9 protein-coding genes and 1 tRNA gene are annotated in these 17,629 nt (G+C 65.9%); 5 read left to right on the top strand and 5 right to left on the bottom strand.

The annotated features are described in order from the left end of the window. Positions 1–100: 100 nt before the first annotated feature. Positions 101–1,507 (top strand): Nramp family divalent metal transporter, encoded by a 1,407-nt coding sequence (locus tag CRT23_RS12455; RefSeq protein ID WP_103709954.1) that lies wholly within the window; start codon positions 101–103, stop codon positions 1,505–1,507. Between the two features lie 35 nt (positions 1,508–1,542). On the opposite strand, the gene CRT23_RS28485 is transcribed toward CRT23_RS12455, so the two are convergent. From CRT23_RS28485 to CRT23_RS12440, 4 genes are all read right to left on the bottom strand, one after another. Further along, on the bottom strand, positions 1,543–1,692 hold the full coding sequence (locus tag CRT23_RS28485) for a hypothetical protein (RefSeq protein WP_181017336.1): 150 nt from the start codon (positions 1,690–1,692) through the stop codon (positions 1,543–1,545). 314 nt (positions 1,693–2,006) lie between these two features. Continuing rightward, the gene (locus tag CRT23_RS12450) at positions 2,007–3,383 is read right to left on the bottom strand and encodes an aminotransferase class I/II-fold pyridoxal phosphate-dependent enzyme (protein WP_103709953.1); all 1,377 of its coding nucleotides are present in this window, start codon (positions 3,381–3,383) and stop codon (positions 2,007–2,009) included. A 25-nt stretch (positions 3,384–3,408) separates the two neighbouring features. Beyond that, positions 3,409–10,830 carry a type I polyketide synthase gene (locus CRT23_RS12445; protein ID WP_103710031.1) on the bottom strand — a complete coding sequence of 2,474 codons (7,422 nt, stop codon included), beginning with the start codon at positions 10,828–10,830 and terminating at the stop codon, positions 3,409–3,411. A gap of 507 nt (positions 10,831–11,337) precedes the next feature. Further along, complete coding sequence (locus tag CRT23_RS12440; protein ID WP_103709952.1) at positions 11,338–13,527, bottom strand: glycosyltransferase; 2,190 nt, start codon at positions 13,525–13,527, stop codon at positions 11,338–11,340. A 418-nt stretch (positions 13,528–13,945) separates the two neighbouring features. Here CRT23_RS12440 and CRT23_RS12435 point away from each other — a divergent pair. Further along, positions 13,946–14,020, top strand: a tRNA-Val gene (locus tag CRT23_RS12435). A gap of 129 nt (positions 14,021–14,149) precedes the next feature. Further along, entirely contained in the window at positions 14,150–14,365 is a 216-nt protein-coding gene (locus CRT23_RS12430) for a hypothetical protein (protein WP_103709951.1), read from the top strand. A 55-nt stretch (positions 14,366–14,420) separates the two neighbouring features. On the opposite strand, the gene CRT23_RS12425 is transcribed toward CRT23_RS12430, so the two are convergent. After that, on the bottom strand, positions 14,421–15,545 hold the full coding sequence (locus CRT23_RS12425; protein WP_103709950.1) for a glycosyl transferase family 90: 1,125 nt from the start codon (positions 15,543–15,545) through the stop codon (positions 14,421–14,423). A gap of 539 nt (positions 15,546–16,084) precedes the next feature. Between CRT23_RS12425 and CRT23_RS12420 the strand changes: the two genes are divergently transcribed. Both CRT23_RS12420 and CRT23_RS27785 read left to right on the top strand, forming a co-directional pair. Continuing rightward, a complete protein-coding gene (locus CRT23_RS12420) occupies positions 16,085–17,338 on the top strand; it encodes a class I SAM-dependent methyltransferase (RefSeq protein ID WP_181017335.1) in 1,254 nt (417 codons plus the stop codon). A gap of 71 nt (positions 17,339–17,409) precedes the next feature. Further along, positions 17,410–17,607 (top strand): hypothetical protein, encoded by a 198-nt coding sequence (locus CRT23_RS27785; RefSeq protein ID WP_146056371.1) that lies wholly within the window; start codon positions 17,410–17,412, stop codon positions 17,605–17,607. Positions 17,608–17,629 lie beyond the last annotated feature (22 nt).

The raw sequence follows: 17,629 nt of genomic DNA, 5'->3' as shown, positions 1-17,629 counted from the left end.
CGCGCCGACTTAGCCGTTTGATCTTTTTATAGCCCCTGCTATAACGCGGTGGGCTGCCTGCAGGCGCCTGGCGGTCCTCTTGCCGGAAACACGCGTGCGCATGGCTCGACACGAACATCTCACGGCTCCGGGGGCCGTCTCGGCACCGGAGGGTCCCCTGGCGCACCAGGCGCCGGCGGAAGGATCCTGGCGCTTCAGCCGGGACACGGGAGCCCAGCCGAGCCTCGGACGGATGAACGGCAGCGTTCCGGTTCAGGCGACCGGCACCTGGCTGCGTCGGCTGCTCGCCTTCATCGGCCCCGGCTACATGGTCTCGGTCGGGTACATGGATCCCGGCAACTGGGCGACCGACATCGCCGGCGGTGCGCAGTTCGGCTACACGCTGCTCTCGGTCATCCTGCTGTCCAATCTCATGGCCATCGTGCTCCAGGCCCTTGCGGCCCGGCTCGGGATCGCCACGGGTCGCGACCTCGCCCAGGCCTGCCGGGATCATTACCCACGCCCCATCAGCCTGGTCTTATGGCTCGCCTGTGAAGCAGCGATCATCGCCTGCGACCTCGCCGAGGTCATCGGGACGGCCATCGCCCTCAAGCTTCTGTTCGGCCTGCCCCTCGTCGTCGGGGCAACGCTCACGGCCCTCGACGTTTTCCTGATCCTGCTTCTAATGCGGCGGGGGTTTCGCGCGCTCGAGGCCTTCGTCATCGCGCTGCTGGCGGTGATCTTCGTGAGCTTCGGGATCCAGATCGCCCTCGCGGCCCCCCCGATCCAGGCGGTGCTCGGAGGCTTCCTGCCCTCATCCGAGATCGTGCGGAATTCGGCGGCGCTCTACATCGCCATCGGCATCATCGGCGCCACCGTGATGCCCCACAACCTCTACCTGCACTCGTCGATCGTGCAGACCCGAGCCTATCCGCGTACCGAGGAGGGCCGGCGCGGAGCGATCCGCTTCGCGGTCGCAGACTCGACGATCGCCCTGATGCTCGCCCTGTTCGTCAATGCCGCGATCCTGATCATGGCTGCCTCGGTGTTCCATGCGCAGGGACGCACCGACGTTCAGGAGATCGAGCAGGCCTACGAACTGCTGTCGCCGCTGCTCGGTGCCGGGATCGCCTCGACGCTGTTCGCGGTGGCTCTGCTGGCCTCGGGCCTCAACTCCACCGTGACGGCGACGCTGGCCGGCCAGATCGTGATGGAGGGGTTCCTGCGCCTCCACATCCCCGACTGGGCCCGACGCCTGATAACACGCGCGATCGCGATCGTGCCGGTGGTGGGTGTGACTGCGCTCTACGGAGAGCAAGGGACGGCAAAGCTGCTCGTGCTGAGCCAAGTCGTGCTGTCGATGCAGCTCCCCTTCGCCGTCATCCCCCTGGTCGGGTTCGTGTCGGACCGGCAGAAGATGGGCGCGCATACGATCCGGCCATGGCTCAAAATCCTGTCCTGGGCCATCGCGGCGGTCATCGTCGTGCTGAACGGGAAGCTGCTGTTCGACACCGTGATGGGCGCCTGACGGCGCCGCACCACGTCGATCTCAACGAGAGGGCCTCAACGGCGACGGTCGGCGCGGACGCGCACGGGAACCGGCTGGGGCGCGGGCATCGGGCCTTCGAGGATCGCACCGATCAGCGAGCGGCTCGCTTCGGCGACGGTTTTGATCAGACGTCGCGCGATGGAGGCGACAGTCGATTGTCTCATGACGGGCTCCTGACCGACGGGCTGAGGACGAACGTCGCAGTCCGGGCCGGGTTCCGGTTGCGATGAGACAGAGATAGCAAGTTCAGTGTCTCCTGCTCAGGGGTCGAGGGCAATCGGCCGCATCGGTGCGAAGCGCGCAAAAAAGCACCGGCGTGGTGACGCCGGTGCCCAGAACTCGAGCAGGCCGATTCTCCTGCAACCCGATTTTCTTGCGACTTGCTTCTCCTGCGCCGCGATTCTCCTGCGCCGCGATTTCCTTGCGACGCGGTTCTCGCAGCCCGCTGGACGACGCAGGCGTCGCGCTCCGGCGCCGCCTACGGCTTGCCGCGCTTGGCCATGAGTTGCTCGATCAGCGAACCACCCTTCTCGATGGCCGCCAGTTCCTCGGCGACCGCATCCACGGTCTCGCGGATCTGCTCCGGCGTATGCTCGGAGGTGATGAAGAAGCGCAGGCGCGACGCCCGCTCCGGCACCGCGGGATGGATGATCGGCTGAACGTTGATGCCGCGCTTGAAGAGGCGGTCCGACAACGTCACCGACTTGAGGGAGTCGCCGACGATGACGGGGATCACCGCGAGGCCGAGGCTGGTCCCCGTGTCGAGCCCGTGCTTCTTCGCACAGGACAGGAACAGGTGACCGTTCTGGCGCAGGCGCTCCACCCGGTGCGGTTCGGCATGCATGATCTCGAGCGCCGTCTCGGCCGCGGCGGCGAGGGGCGGCGAGATGCCGACGCTATAGATGAAGCCGCCGGCCGTGCACTTGAGGTACTCGATCAGCGCCGCCGGTCCGGCGACGTAACCGCCGCAGGTGGACAAGGTCTTCGAGAGCGTGCCCATCCAAATGTCGACCCCGTGGGGATCGACGTCGCAATGCTCGGCGAGACCGATGCCGGTCCGCCCGAGGACGCCGAGCCCGTGCGCGTCGTCGACCATCAGCCAGGCATCGTAGCGCTGCTTCAGGGCGATGAGCGCCGCGAGGTCCGGCGCATCGCCGTCCATGCTGTAGAGGCCTTCCACCACGATCAGCGCGCGGCGATGCTCGTGGCGCGTGGCGCCGAGCAGCGTCTCCAGGGCGTCGAGATCGTTGTGGGAGAACGAGCGGCGCTGGGCCCCCGAGAGCTGGGCACCGGTGACGATGCTGTTGTGGCTAAGGGAATCGTGGAAGATCACGTCGCCCGGCTCCAGCAGGGCGCCGATCGTCGTGACGTTGGTGGCGTGGCCGCTGACCATCACCACGCAGGCCTCGGTGTCGTAGTGGTCGGCCAGGGCCTTCTCCAGGGAGAGGTGTCCCGGTCGCTCGCCGGCCACGATCCGACTCGCAGAGGCCGAGGTGCCGTAGGTCTCGATCGCACGGGCCGCCGCGGCGTTGACGTCGGGATGCCCGTTCAGTCCGAGATAGTCGTAAGACGAGAAATTGACGAACGACTTGCCGGCGATGCGAGTCGTGGCGCCGGCCTTGGTCTCGTGCACCCGGAAGAAGGGGTTGCTGAGGCCGATCAGGTCGGCCGCCGAGCGCTGAAGGCGCAGCTCCCGGTAGCCCGGCAGCGACTCGAAGTTCTGCACGGACGCATCGCCCGACGGGCGCTGGGCCGCACGGGCCGGCGCCGGCCGGTTTGCGTTACGCCCGAGGCGGTTGGTGACGAAGCCCGCCAGGGCCGCGCGTCCGCCGTCGGGTCTCGCGGAATTGCTCATGCGGCATGCCTCAAGGGGGAATCGCTCACGGGAGGATTTCTTTGATCGCGAGGCTGTTCTCTTCGACCATCGCGTGGAAGGGCTCGAGGGTGCGGACATCCACCCCCTCGCTGGCATGACGTTGGGCCAGGCTCATCACGGCCGCCGCCGCCTCGTCCACCGGCGCCGCGATCGACTGGATCAGGGTCTCGGTGAGTTCGTTGACGGTGAGGCCGGAGGAGATGCCGGACGGCGGCGCCTCGAGGGCGAAGCGCTCCTGCAGGCTTGCGCCGAGCTCGACGCCCATCAGCGAATCGAGGCCGATCTCGGAGAGATGACGCACGCGGCTGATGTCGTCCTTGGGCAGGCGCAGGATGCGGGCGATGTCCTCCACGATGGCGTCGGCCACCGTCTTGCGCACCGAGTCGATGTCCTGCGTCTTCAGGAGCAGGCCGATATGGATGGCCGCCACCGTACCGGCTTCCATCTGCTGGTCCGAACCGAGCTCCGCGTAGCTCGGGCTCTTCATGGTGGCGAGGCGCTCGCGCGCCTTGCCCCAATGCATCGACGCGATGGCGATCACGGCGTCGTCCGGGTTCGTCCCCTGGCCTTCGAGCGCGTCCGCCATGAGGTCGAGGCAGTGGCGGGCATCCATCGGCGTCACGCCGACGCGACCGGCCAGGGTCTCCATGACCGCGCGGTTGCGGGCCAGCACGCCGACATCGCCGATGGCGCCCCAGGCCACGGCGAGCGCCGGCAGGCCGAGCTTGCGCCGGCGGCGGGCGAGGCCTTCCATGAAGCCGTTCGCGGCGACGTAGGCACCCTGTCCGGGATTGCCGATGAAGGTCGTCGCCGAGGAGAACATCACGAAGTAGTCGAGCGTGCGCTCGCGCGTCGCCGCGTCGAGGTGCTCGGCGCCGATGACCTTCGGACGGATGACCGTGTCGAGGGCCGCGGCGTCGATGTTGGCGATGAGGCCATCCTGCAGCACCATCGCGCCGTGGATGACACCCGCCAGGGACCGGCCCTCGCGCTCCACCGCGGCCAGCAGCGCATCCACCGCCTTGCGGCTGGTGATGTCGCAGGCCATCGCGGCCACGTTGACGCCCCGGGCTCCGAGATCGGCCACCACCTGCTTGGCCTCGGGGCTCGCGGCCCCGTTGCGCCCCACTAGGACGATGTGCTTGGCGCCGCGATCGGCCAGCCAGCGCGCCGCCTCGATCCCGAACCCACCGAGACCGCCGGTGACGAGATGGACCCCCTCGGGCGAGATCGTGAAGGCCGATTTCTCCGCTTGCATCACGCTGCCGGGCTTCGGCGGGGCGATGACGATCTTACCGACATGCCCCGACTGCTGCATCAGCCGGAAGGCATCCGAGACCTCGTCCGCCGTGAAGGGCTGGAAGGGGAGCGGCTTCAGCCCGCCTTCCTTGAACAGGGACATCACCTCGCGGAACAGCCGCGCCCCGTCCTCGCCCTGGTGCTGAAGCACCTGGTCGAGATCGACGCCGAAGTAGGACAGGTTCCGCCGGAACGGCCGCAGGCCGATATGGGTGTTGGCGACGTAGTCGCGCTTGCCCAGCTCGATGAAGCGGCCGAAGGGCTTGAGGACGTTGAGGCTGCGCTCCATCGCTTCGCCGAACAGGCTGTTCAGCACCACGCCGACCCCGTCGCCGGTGATGCGGCGGACGTCGTCGACGAAGGCGAGGGACCGGGAGTCGAGCACGTGCTCGGCGCCCAACGCCTTGACCAGGGCGCGCTTCTCCCGCGAGCCGGCCGTGGCGATGACCCGGGCGCCCTTCATCTTGGCGATCTGCAGGGCCGCGAGACCGACGCCGCCGGCGCCGCCATGGATCAGCACCCACTCGCCGCGGCGCAGGCGGGCGCAGCTGACGAGGCCGTAATAGGCGGTGAGGAAGGCCACCGGCACGGTGGCCGCGGCCTGCGGATCGAGGCCGGGCGGACTCGGGGCGACGACGAGTTCGGGGACGACGATGTGGGTCGCGAAGCCCGACTGCGCGAAGGCCACGACGCGATCGCCGGGCTTGAAGGCATCGACGCCCTTGCCGACGGAGAGGACCCGGCCGGCCACTTCCAGTCCGAGGCGCGGACCGGCGAAGCCGTCCTCCAGGATCTCCTCCGGCAGCATCGACAGCGCCCAGAGGACGTCGCGGAAATTGAGACCCGTGGCCTCGACCGCGATCTCGACCTCACCGCGCTCGGGAGCCCGGCGCGTCGCCGGCCCCCAGGCCATCTCGTTGAGGCCGCCGGTGTTGCTGCGCTCCAGGCGGGACGCCTCGGCCGGGACCGCATCGGCGCCGGGACGGCGCGAGAGCTGGCCCGGGGAGAACCGGATCACGCGGGTCCGGTCGGCGTCGAGAATGATCTCGGTCTCGAGCGTGCCCGAGAGGATGAGATCGCGCAGGCGCTCGGCGGCAGCCTTGGTCGAGAGCGTCTCCGCGAGGTCGATCCGACGCACGTCGAGGTTGGCCACCTCGTTGGCGAGCGTCCGGCTGAAGGCCCAGACGCCGGCCTCCACGGAGCCGGTGGGATCGCCCGCATCGCGGGTGGCACCGGGGCAGACCACCCAGAGCCGGGTCTGGCGGCTGCCGAGATGCTCGACACAGCGCGTCAGGCTGAGGCAGCGCTCGCGCAGGCGGTCTGCCGCCGCGCCGGCATGGTTGAAGGCGCCGGCGAGGAAGACCACCGTGTCGGGGGTCTCACGCTCCAGTTCGAGCAGCGACTGCTCCGAATCCAGGATGATCGAGACGTGGACGCCGCTCGCCACCAGCAGGGTCGCCAGCGAGGAGGCCGTCTCCGCCGCGACGGCGTCGTGCGATCCGATCACGAAGGCGAAGGTCTGACCGGGCGCCGGCTTGGCGCGCACCGGGGCCTCGGCGATGAAGAGAAGATCGTCGCCATTGGCCGAGACGGCGCGATCGACGGCCACCCGCACGAGGCCGGTATCGCTGAGGGCACGCTGCCAACCGGTGATGTCGTCGAGACGGCCCACCGGCAGGTCGGCCGTCGCCTCGAACCAATCCGGCGTCAGACCGAACACCAGATCGCGGAACAGCGACGCCCCGGGCTCGACGGCGGCGAGGAACCCACCGGTCGCCAGAGCGTCGGCGACCTTGCCGAGCAGCGTGCGCTCGGAGCGATGCAGGACGTTGCTGGCCAGGATCACGTCGAAGCTGCCCGCGGCCAGCTCGGCCGTATCCTCGATCACCGTGACGCCGCGCGGCAGGGCGAGGCGCGCCCGCTCCGCCAGGCGACGATCGGCTTCGAAGACCGTCAGCTGCGCCTCGATGGTGTCCGTGAAGGCGGCGGCCTGAGCCGAGAGAGGCCCGAAGCCGACCTGCAGCACCCGCAGGGCACGGTCGCGGGGCAGGGCGCCGCGGCCGGACTCGGCGAGAGCCGCGATCACGTCGGCCGCGGCCCGTGCCGTCGCGCTGCGCAGGACGAAGGCGTCCAGCGCATTCTGCGACAGGGTCGGAGCCTCGCTCAGGTCCCCCGTGAGCAGGCGGCCGACCACGGCACCGATATCGGCGGTGAGCACGAGTTCGGCGGAGAGTTCGGGATGATCCGCCGCGATCCAGCGCATGATCTCGTCGGGGGCCGGCAGGGAGACATCCTTGCGCAGGGTCCAGCGCTCCCCCGTGAGGGTGGCGAGGTCGCTGCTCTCCAGGGCGTAGAGGGCGTTGAGGAGCCAGGGACGCATCGCCTCGGGCACGCGGTCGTCGATCGCCACGGTGCCGGAGCGCTGCAGGCCTTCCGCCAGGCGGTAAGCCATCGAGGTCGCCCAGCCTTCGAGAAGCAGGTGCCCCGGTGCCAGGGGTGCTTCGGCGGGTGCGACGGCGGCCTTGCAGGCCGGACGGATCGCGTCGGCGACGCGCTTCCCGCGCTCCATCGCGATGGCGGTGGGCTCGGTGGCGAGTTCGGGCCGCTGCGCGATGGCATAGGCGGCCAGATCGCTGCCGTTCTTGGCGCGGAGCGCCTGGAACCGCCCCTCGCGCAGGGTGGCGATGACGGCGCCCTCGGCATCCACCAGGGTGAAGTCGGCCAGGATGCTGCGCTCGTTGGCACGCCGGGTCCGGATCATCGCCCGGGCAATGACGGCCCCCGGCTTCACGAGGCGGATTTCCCCGAAGCGAACCGGGACATAGGCCTTGGTCGCCCCCTCGCCCATCAGACCGGCGAAGAGCAGGATCAGGCCGTGGAAGCAGGAATCGAGGCGCGCGGGGACGAGCCCGAACCGCTCGTCCGCCTCGGCGGGCAGGAGCTCCGAGACGATGGTCGTCTCGTCCAGGCGCGCACTTGCCGCGACCTGGCGGAAGCTCGGGCCGAAGCCGAGACCCGAGGCGGCGGCGAGGCGGTAGAGGCCTTCGCCCGCCACCGCCGTTTCGGCGGGAACGTGCATGTCCACCGGGGCAGGCGCCGGGAAGCTCCCATCGATGATCTTCGCCGCGGCGTGGAGCTGCCACGCGGCCTGGGTCAGGCGGGGGCGGCTGAGAATCTGGATGGCGTTGCCGGAGCCGGCGACCCGCACCGCGACCTCGCGCAGGGATTCCTCGCCGAACACCATCGGCGACTGGATCTCGAAGTCGGCGAGCGTGACGCTGTCGCTCTTCATCGCCTCGCGGGCGACGCCGAGCGCCATCTCGATGAAGGCGGCACCGGGCAGGATCGCCTGCCCGTCGATGCGGTGATCGTCGAGTTCCGGCACCGTCGCGATGTCGACGTGACCGTGCCATTCGAGGCCGTCCGGTGCGACGCGGGAGCCGTAGAGCGGATGATAAGGACGCGGTGTCGCCGCGCCGACGCCCTCGGTGGTCTCGGCGAGCCGGAAGGGTCGACGCTGCCAGGGATAGAGCGGCAGCGGCACGTCGCCGGTCGGATTCGTGCCGAACACTGTCGCCTCATCGACGGCGGCGCCCTGCACGAGGGCTGCCGCGACGGTGCGGGCGATCGGATCGCCGCCCGCCGGCTTGCGGTGGAGAACGCCGATGGTGGCGTTCTCGATGCCGAGGGGCTCGATGGCGTCGCCGATATGCGACAGCAGGGTCGCGCGCGGGCCGACCTCGATGAAGACGCGGGCGCCCTGTCGGGTCGCCTCCTGAACCGCCTCGCAGAAGCGAACCGGCTCACGGATGTTGCGCCACCAGTAACCGGCCCCGAACTGGTCGCCGGCCAGCACCTTGCCGGTGACGGTCGACACCATCGCGGTCGTCGCGGCATGCGGCTTGAGCCCCGCGAGATCCCGCAGCAGCGGCTTTTCGGTCGGGTTCATCAACCGGCCGTGGAAGGGGTACTCGAGGTCGAGCTTGCGCCCGCGGCGACGCTTGCGCGTCAGCGCCTTCATGGCCGCGTCGATATCCTCCACCGGGCCCGCCACGGTAATGGCCTTGGGGCTGTTATAGGCGGCGATGTCGAGGCTCGGATAATCCTTCAGGAACAGCTCGATCTCGTCGGCCGGGGCGAGCAGCACGGCCATGGTGCCGAAGCCGCGCGTCGTCTCCTGGTGCTTGCTCCGGTAGAAGATGACCTTCACGGCCTGTTCGAGGCTCAGGATCCCGGCGGCTTCCGCTGCCGCGATCTCGCCGACGCTGTGGCCGAGGACGTAGCTCGGCTTGAGGCCGCGGGCCCGCAGGGCCGTCGTCGAGGCGCTCGAGATGGCGAAGATCAGCGGCTGCGACACCCGCGTGAGGGCGAGGCGCTCCTCGAGATCCTCGGCGAACAGGGCGTCTTTCAGGGACCAGCCGGACAGGGTGTGGAACAGGCCGTCGATGCGGTCGAAGGCCTCGCGGAACGCGGCGTTCTCGTCATAGGCCTCGCGACCCATGCCGGCCCACTGGCTGCCGTTGCCGGAATAGACGAAGGCGACCTCCGCGGCGCGGTCCACGGCGGTCCCGAGAAGGGCCTCGGGGGCATCCTCGGCCTCACCGACGGCACGCAGAACCCCCGGGAGATCGGCGTCCAGGGACACGGCCAAACGCGAGGACAGGCGCTCGCGGCGATGCGCGGCGGCGGCCGCGATGCGGGCGATCTCGGCCTTGCCGGCGCCGTCGAAGCGATCGGCGTAGTCCAGGGCGAGTTCGTTGAGGGCGGCACGGCTCTGGGCGGAGAGCAGGAGCACCTCCGGCATCCGGGCCGCATCGGGCGCGACGGAATCGGCACGGACCGGCGGTCCGTCCGTGAGAACGACGTGCGCGTTGGTGCCGCCGAACCCGAAGGAGTTGACGCCGGCGAAGCGCACCTTGCCATCGCGGGTCAGCGGCAGCGGCTTGTTCGTCACCGACAGGTTCAGATCCTGAAACGGGATCTCGGGATTCAGTTCGGCCGCGTGAAGCGAGGTCGGGAACAGGTCATGCTCGAGGGCCAGGCTGGCCTTCAGGAGACCGGCGAGGCCCGAGACCGGCTCGGTATGGCCGATGTTGCTCTTGATCGAGCCGATCGGCAGCGGCGCCTTGCGCGGGCGACCGAGCTTGCCGCCGATCGCGCTCGCCTCGATCGGATCGCCGACCGGCGTGCCGGTGCCGTGGGCCTCGACGAAGACCACGGAGTCGAGGTCGATCTCGGCCTCGCGATAGACCTGCTCCAGGAGCGCGCCCTGGGCATAGCCGGAGGGCAGGGAGATGCCGGTGGTGCGCCCGTCCGAATTGACGCCGCTGGCCGCGATGACGCCGCGCACGGTGCTGCCGTCGCGCAGGGCCGCCTTGGCGGATTTGAGCACGAGCACGACACCGCCCTCGGAGCGCACGTAGCCGTCGGCGCTCGACGAGAAGGCCTGGCACAGGCCGGTGCGCGAGAGCATCTGCGCGTTCGAGAAGCAGATGAAGTTGAAGGGGCTGGCGAGAAGGTTCACGCCGGCGACGACCGCCGTGTCGATCCGACCGCTGGAGATGGCCGCCACCGCGGCGTCGAGGGCGACAAGCGAGGACGAGCAGGCCGTGTCGACGGTGAAGCTCGGTCCCTTCAGGTCGTAGATGTAGGAGATGCGGTTCGACAGGATCGAGAGCGTGTTCCCGGTGGCTGCGTAGGCATCGCCCGACGACGTGTCGAGGACGCGCAGGTTGCCGTAATCCAGGGAGGAGGCGCCGACGAAGACGCCGATCTGGGTCCCGGCCACGTCCGAGGGGCGCAGCCCCGCATCTTCCAGGGCCTCCCAGGTCAGTTCCAGCAGCAGGCGCTGCTGCGGGTCCATCTGCTCGGCCTCGCGGGGCGAGATGCCGAAGACACCCGGGTCGAACGACCAGATGTCATCGAGGACGCCGGCGGACCAGGTATAGCTCTTGCCGCGCTCCTGCGCGCGCGGGTGGCCGAACCGCTCCAGGGACCAGCGGTCGTCCGGGATCCGACCGACGGCGGATCGCGCCTCGGTGAGCAATTGCCAGAGCCCGTCGACGCTCGAAGCGCCGGGAAGCCGGCAGGCACGGCCGATGATCGCGATGTCTGTACGTTGTGTCACGTTCGATTCGCACACGCTCTTGAACGGGGGACAGGATCGACTTGTACCACCGGCGGCAACCAACCCGATCCTTAGTATGGCTCCAGGCTACTGTCCAACCGGAGCGCCCGGAATCCGGGCAATCACCAACCGGGAACAGTCACCCTGTTGCACGTATTCATCGGTCTTCCGGCAAGACGAGGGTGCAGCGCGCCGTCACGTGCGACGACTTTCACTCGATCTCAGGCAAGACTTCCAAACAAATGCCACAAATCAGATCGGCTCGCCCGGTCTGAGTCCTGTGTTATCACCGACCCGTGCCAAAGAGCCCGTGCCTTCGGCATCCCGGCCGCGGAGGGCCCGGACAGGCCGCGCGGATGCGAACCATCGTCGCCCCGAAGGTTCCGGTCTCGGTGCCGCCCTCTCCGGTACCGACGCATCGCTTTGCCGGCACCACTGAAGGTAGGCGGATAGAGCGTCCGATTACGGCGACTTTGCGGTGCGACAGGACGCCGCTGCGGCGCACCATCAAAGCCGATAGCGCGCCGCGGTCTTCGAGAGATTGGGATTGTAGTACGGATCGGCGCGCAGAACCGGTCCCCAGCGGTCCTGCATGATCCGGACCTCGCGCTCGAACCGGGCCAGCTTCTCGGGCGTGTCCTCCGCGCCGCGGCTCTTCGATTCGTGGTGGATCAGGCGCGCATGGGGTGTCCACACGATCCGGTACCCGTGCGCGCGCAGCTTGAGGCAGAGGTCGACGTCGTTGAACGCGACGGCGAGTTCGTCGGCGTCGAAGCCCCCGCTCTCGGCGAAGACCGAAGCCCGCAGAAGCAGGCAGGCCCCGGTCACGGCCGAGACTTCCTGGGTCAGGACCATCCGGGCGAAGTATCCGGAATCGTCCTCGGACAGCCCGGGATGGCTGTGGCCGGCCACGCCGCCGATCCCGAGGACGATGCCGCCGTGCTGGAGCGTCCGGTCCGGGTAGAGCAGCTTCGCGCCCACGGCGCCGATGTCGGGCGTCAGCGCGATGGACACCATCTCGCGCAGCCAGCCGGGCTCGATGACCTCGACGTCGTTGTTCAGGAACAGCAGCAGCGCGCCCCGCGCCGCTGCGGCACCGCGGTTGGAGAGGTCGGAAAAGTTGAAGGGCCCGGGCACGGACACGACCCGCACCCGCGGGTCGTTCGCGAAGCGCGCGAAGAGATCGCGCGTGCGGGTCTCCCGGCTGTCGTTGTCGACGATGAGCACCTCGATGGCCGGATAGTCTGTCCCGTCGAGAACCCCCGCGAGCGCCACGGCGAGCAGGTCCGCGCGGTCGCGCGTCGGAATGATCACCGAGACGAGGGGCGCGGGCCCCGGGACCGGACGGACGAGCCGGTTGAAACCGAGGGGGCCGCGGACCGCCGTTGCCTGCAGGGGTGCTGCAACCTCGGCCAGGGCGCGCAGCCGCGCCACCTCGCTCCGCTCCAGGGCCCGGTCCGAGAACGTCCCCGAGCCGCCGGCCGCCCGCCAGTGGTAGAGGATCCGCGGAATGTGCCGGATGCGATCCGGCATCAGTCGAGCCGTGATCCGCAAGAGCAGATCGTGGTCCTGGCTGCCCTCGAAGCCCGGACGCAGGCCCCCCACGGCCCGGATCGCCTCCGTGCGGATCACTGTGAGGTGATTGATGTAGTTCTGGCCGTAGAGCAGCTCCCGATCGAAGCCCGACTTGAAGTGCGGCTCGAAGCGACGCCCCCGGCCGTCGATCTTGTCCTCGTCGCTGTAGATTAGAACCAGTTCGGGGGCGGCACGGATCGCGGCCGCGACGTGGTAGAGCGCGCCCTCGGCCAGCACGTCATCGTGGTCGAGAAAGGCGATGAACGGTCCGTTCGCCTGCGCGAGGGCGTCGTTGGTGGCGCGCGCGATGTGACCGTTCTCCGCACGCCGACGCACGTGGATGCGCGGATCCTGCTGCGCGTGACGGGCGAGGAGGCGCGGGATGGCCGGATCCGTCGAGGCATCGTCGACGATGGAGAGCTCCCAGTTCGGGTAGAGTTGCGCGCGGACCGACCGGATGGCGGCGTCCAGGACGCGCGGCGCGGGATCGTGCACCGGCATCACCACCGAGATCCGCGGTGCGTCCGGCCACGCGTCGATCTCGTCGCGGATGCGCCGCCGATCGGCCTGCGAGAGGGTATCGAAGCGGGCGATCCAGGTGGCGTAGCCGGTCTCCGTCCGATCGTGCAGGGCCCGCAGGAGCAGCGCCCGCCCGCGGACCTTGAGCCCAAGGGCGCGCCAGTACACGGCGCGCGCGGTGAGACGGGGGTTCCGGGGCAGGGCGCGTGCGACGAGGCCGATCCGGCGGACCCGGCGGATCGTGAAGCCGTCGAGGTGGAACGCGGTTTCGCGGGTGAGGGGGGTCACCCGCAGGGCGCGCAGCCCCTCCGGGAGACGCCCCGTCCAGACGAAGCGATCCCCGCCCTCGGCCTCCTCGGAGAGGGCGACGATGCCGGGCCGACCGTCAGGCCCGAGCACCCGTGCGCTCAGCACCAGCCGGCAGACGCCCGCGCTTCCGACGTCCCGGAAGCGGATCGTCGCCCAGCTCCCGCCGAGATCGGTATCGGCCAGGTCGAGATCGCGGGCCGCTCCATCCGGGACGAAGCTCTGCGTCGCAGGCCCCCTGCGACTGCGGGGGAGGGAGGCCGCCTGCGGCGAGCCGGACCGGTTCAGGGTCGTCATCCCTGCCTCACGCCATCGTAGACCGTGCCCGAGGTGGCCCGGCCGGACAGTCCCGTACTCCGCCTCGAACGACGGGATCCCGCAGGACAGGCCCGATCCACGCGCGCGCGCGCTCGGTCGGCGTCGCCGCCCCCACCGCGAACGGCCTCTCCGCGCCCACCCTCGTCCCCGACACGCATCGTCTCAACGCAGCTCCAACCCGCCCGTGCTGGCCGCCGCCCCCCTCAGCGGACCGGACCGGACCCCGCCACCGGGACGCGACGCGCACGGCTTACCGCATTTTCAAAGGCGACACAGGGCCGATGCCAAGGTCGACGATCGGCGAACCGAGAACCCGAACATTCGCGCCGCGAGGGCTCTTGCGTACCCCGGAACCCCAGGCTATAGCCCCCTCCACCGGCGCCGAGCGCACCGGTGAGGGCGCGTAGCTCAGCGGGAGAGCACTACCTTGACATGGTAGGGGTCACAGGTTCGATCCCTGTCGCGCCCACCATTAACTGCCTGATGTCACAGGGTTTTCCCTGAAGTGCAGTTAGTGACCCCAGGTTCAGCGAACCTGGATGAGGTTCAAAATGGGTCTCTAGCAGGTTCGCCCTTGGCTCGAACCTCCCTTGCGAGATCCATGCTAACCTTCGCAAAACCGAAGCTCATTCCAGCCGAACCGAAGCTCTGGCATCAGGGCTTCCTCGACCTCCGGCCCAGTGTCGTTCCGTGCCCAAGTTTCACACTTGAGTTCTGGGGCAGCGCGCACGAGGCGTACGTCGAGTTCCTCGACCTCCTCGGCGTCCATCCCGATGTCGGCACGATCCGACCGGACTTCCGCGGCGTCATCAAGTAAAAATTAGATCTACATCTCACAATTATATCAATTCCATGCATAATAACTAATATCATTAAGTATATACAAATTTATTCCAGTACGAGTTTAATAGCTTTGATGTATATAATAATAGAGACTGCTTGCTGAGGTGTGCCGCGCTGAAGTCCCGGCTCGCTTCCGCAATGAATTTGTATTTACCCGGGTGATTTAGCTCCTCCGCGACCACAGTCAGGACTTCTGCATCCTCAGACACGGGAATGTAATGCAGCCATGGTATAAGATTGTCAGAATAAAATAGAACGTTTTCGGATTTGTATTTGATCAGAGCGCTGTTGCTAAGTAGTGCGCGTGATACCCGCGAGCATGTCGCACCATTGCCATCCAATGAAAGGATGAATTTGCCCTTGAGGCATTCTGACCAGTCTACGACTTTTCCGCCATAGCCCAGGCTGCGGAGGTACTCTTCGACCCCTGGACCGAAGCATTGCACAAGCTGGGTAATGCTGAACTCGACGTGCGGTGTATTTTTAAAGAATGCTGCAGCCCTCAGCCGAGGGATCTCCAGATTGACAGCGGCTTCCATCGTTATAGGAAGCCCACCACTTGTTGAAGACCCGTAAAAGCTAGCTAGAGTCTTCTTCTCTTCATATTCCGTAGTCTCATGCGGCAAGTTTTCGAAATAGGCGTACTCCATAAACTCGTGGTCCGGCAGTAGGATGTTTCGCGATCCTCTCTGCTTCTGAAATGTAAAAAGTGGGAACGCTGAGCAATCGCCTCGCATGTCTCCTGTATCGACGGCGATCTCAAATCTTCCAGGGATGGGAGCAAGCTTCAAGGCCTCCGATATATGCTGCCAGTAATGGTAGGCTCGGTCTTCAAAGACCTGCATCGGCGCTCCGACCGTCCGGAAGTACGCTGCTTGTGCCTTGTCCTTCAAGGTTGCCGACGACCCATCGATTTGGATCACAAATATCGTGCACTCGTTCTCGACCGCGTTATCGATCGCGGGCTGGATCTCGCGTAGCTTTATGGTCGCATCGGCCCACGGGGCCATCTGCTGAAGCACACATGCTTCAGCAAACTGAAGCATAGCTTCATTATTCGCCGCATTTAGAATTCCGTATTGTTGTGCGTCGGGTCGCTTTCTCTTACTCGAATACGCAAAAATATCTCTGATGCTGTTCAAGATGTGCGGCATTTGCGCTCAAATTTGTTGTCAGGTGACATGCGAGACCGGGTGCCCTCGAACTTATGGATCGGCGCTTCTGTGGTGGGAAGGGTGTGAAGAAAGCCGCACCCTCTGCGCCAGTTGAGCCAATCACGTCCTCACGTGGCATGCTATCCTCAGCGCATGGCTGTTTCGAATCCGACCACCGGCGACCTTTATAAGGCCAATGAGGCCCCCGACGCCGATTTGACCGCCGCGGTGGACGCCTACATGGCTGACCCGACCAACACTAGAGAGGTTTGTGGTGCGTAGGTACGAATAGTAAGCTGGCGACCCTGGCGCAAATCTTGTACCTATTTTAGGTGCAGATAAGAATTCTATATTTCTTTTTGCTGCATACTCTGTAGAGCATCAATTTTGGTTCATCTGGCTTTTTAGAATCAACGAGTGTTCGCGAAACAAGCGTGGATACAATCAATTTTTTCTTTCTAAGCACCCCTAAGGAATGATAATGCCGTCGCGAAGGCCCTTTAAAAAGGCTTTATCGCCAACTCTAGCCAGCATCAGGCGTGAAGCAGGAAGTCGTTATGGATCAAGCAAAAATGACGCTTGAAGACGTAGACCGTGAGATTGCTGCTGCTGATCAGCCTGGAGTTGACCGCGGTAAGATAATCAGCGACATCCAATACTTTCCAGATCTGTCGTCGCTGGATGGGAAGGATCCTTTTTCAGCCGAATATAAGTCGGCAATCCTCGAAATTTTCAATGATATGAAAGAAGGGGGATATTGTCTCGATGACGAGGCTATTATATTCGATAGCCCAATCGAGGAGCCAAGTCCCTACAACAGTCATCATCCCGCTATGATAGGCGGACACCTAGCTGCTATTGCAACCTTAGTCCGTCACATCGACGTGCTGCCGCCCGGTCGCGTCTTAGATATGGGCTTCGGGACTGGAGATACCTCGTTACTTTTGGCCCGATGCGGCTTTCATGTAGATGCTGTGGATGTAAACCCACGTTTTATTGAAATGTTGACCCACTGGAAAGAGCGTGTCTACGTCGGAGATAAAATCAAGGTTCTTCAGACCGACTATGACAGCTTGGAAGGCGTGGCTGGTCCTTACGATGCGATAACGTTCTTTGAGTCATTCCACCACTCTCTTAATCATGTCGACTTGTTGAAGCGACTGACCGCGATGCTCAAGCCCGGCGGTGCGATCATCTTTGCTGGTGAGCCAATCTATGATCATTTTTCGATCCCCTGGGGTCTGCGACATGACGAAGGCTTAGCTACCTATTGCATCCGAAAAATGGGCTGGATGGAGCTAGGGTTTAACACACAGTATTTTCTTGAACTCCTCGAAAAGAATGGCCTTTGCGCCACCCGAAGGACGTTCACGGACTATCCAGTAGCAAATCATTTTCGTGCGATGAAGGCGCTCAATAATATTCCGATATTAGGGCTTTGCTTAAGCGATAAATTTTCACAGGGCTGGCACCCGGCGGATGGTAAGGTTCGCTGGACGAAGGGTAGCGCAATCTTACCGCTTGCCTATTTCAAAGGTGCGAACAGTGTGTCTTTAACGCTTAGTAATCATAAGCCCGCCGACTTACAGGTAGCTATATATGCGGACGGACAAGTCCTTACTGCAAAGGTGCTCTCGCCTGGCGAGCACGCCGTTCTTAACTTCACACCTCCGTCGGACGCGGCCGTTCTTACAATCGGGTGTGATGCGTGGTCTCCATCCGAGCTTGGCTACAACGCAGATGGCCGCAAATTGGGAGTCGCCGTTCACGCAATCGACTTCCATGTTCCCTAACCCGGTACGGCTCTGAAAGGACAAAAGCCCCGCGTGGTGACTGACATTGGGGTTAGGGAGTACTGATGACTATGGACAAGGCCCTCCCGCCATCCCAGCATCCGCCTCTAACAGAAAAGCCAGATCGTTCCCCCGCTGGCCTGCGCGCAACCGCCGATCGGATCGACGAGCGCAAGGATGCTGGCTTCTTCGTGCCTGGGTCGGCCGCCGGCATCTATGCCGAGGCTATGCGCGCTTTGGCGCGGGAGCGAGAGCAGAACCCGAAATAGCGAAAGCCCCGGAGCCGAAGCT

Origin of the sequence: Methylobacterium sp. V23, assembly GCF_002917135.1 — a bacterium.
Classification (GTDB): domain Bacteria; phylum Pseudomonadota; class Alphaproteobacteria; order Rhizobiales; family Beijerinckiaceae; genus Methylobacterium.
Note: the sequence above shows the minus strand (reverse complement) of the source record. Positions and strands in the feature narration are given on the sequence as shown.

Bases quoted from the DNA above. Each gene is read 5' to 3' on its own strand.
- CRT23_RS12455 (WP_103709954.1), top strand. From the start codon at position 101: ATGGCTCGACACGAACATCTCACGGCTCCGGGGGCCGTCTCGGCACCG.
- CRT23_RS28485 (WP_181017336.1), bottom strand. From the start codon at position 1,692: ATGAGACAATCGACTGTCGCCTCCATCGCGCGACGTCTGATCAAAACC.
- CRT23_RS12450 (WP_103709953.1), bottom strand. From the start codon at position 3,383: ATGAGCAATTCCGCGAGACCCGACGGCGGACGCGCGGCCCTGGCGGGC.
- CRT23_RS12440 (WP_103709952.1), bottom strand. From the start codon at position 13,527: ATGACGACCCTGAACCGGTCCGGCTCGCCGCAGGCGGCCTCCCTCCCC.
- CRT23_RS12430 (WP_103709951.1), top strand. From the start codon at position 14,150: ATGCTAACCTTCGCAAAACCGAAGCTCATTCCAGCCGAACCGAAGCTC.
- CRT23_RS12425 (WP_103709950.1), bottom strand. From the start codon at position 15,545: ATGCCGCACATCTTGAACAGCATCAGAGATATTTTTGCGTATTCGAGT.
- CRT23_RS27785 (WP_146056371.1), top strand. From the start codon at position 17,410: ATGGACAAGGCCCTCCCGCCATCCCAGCATCCGCCTCTAACAGAAAAG.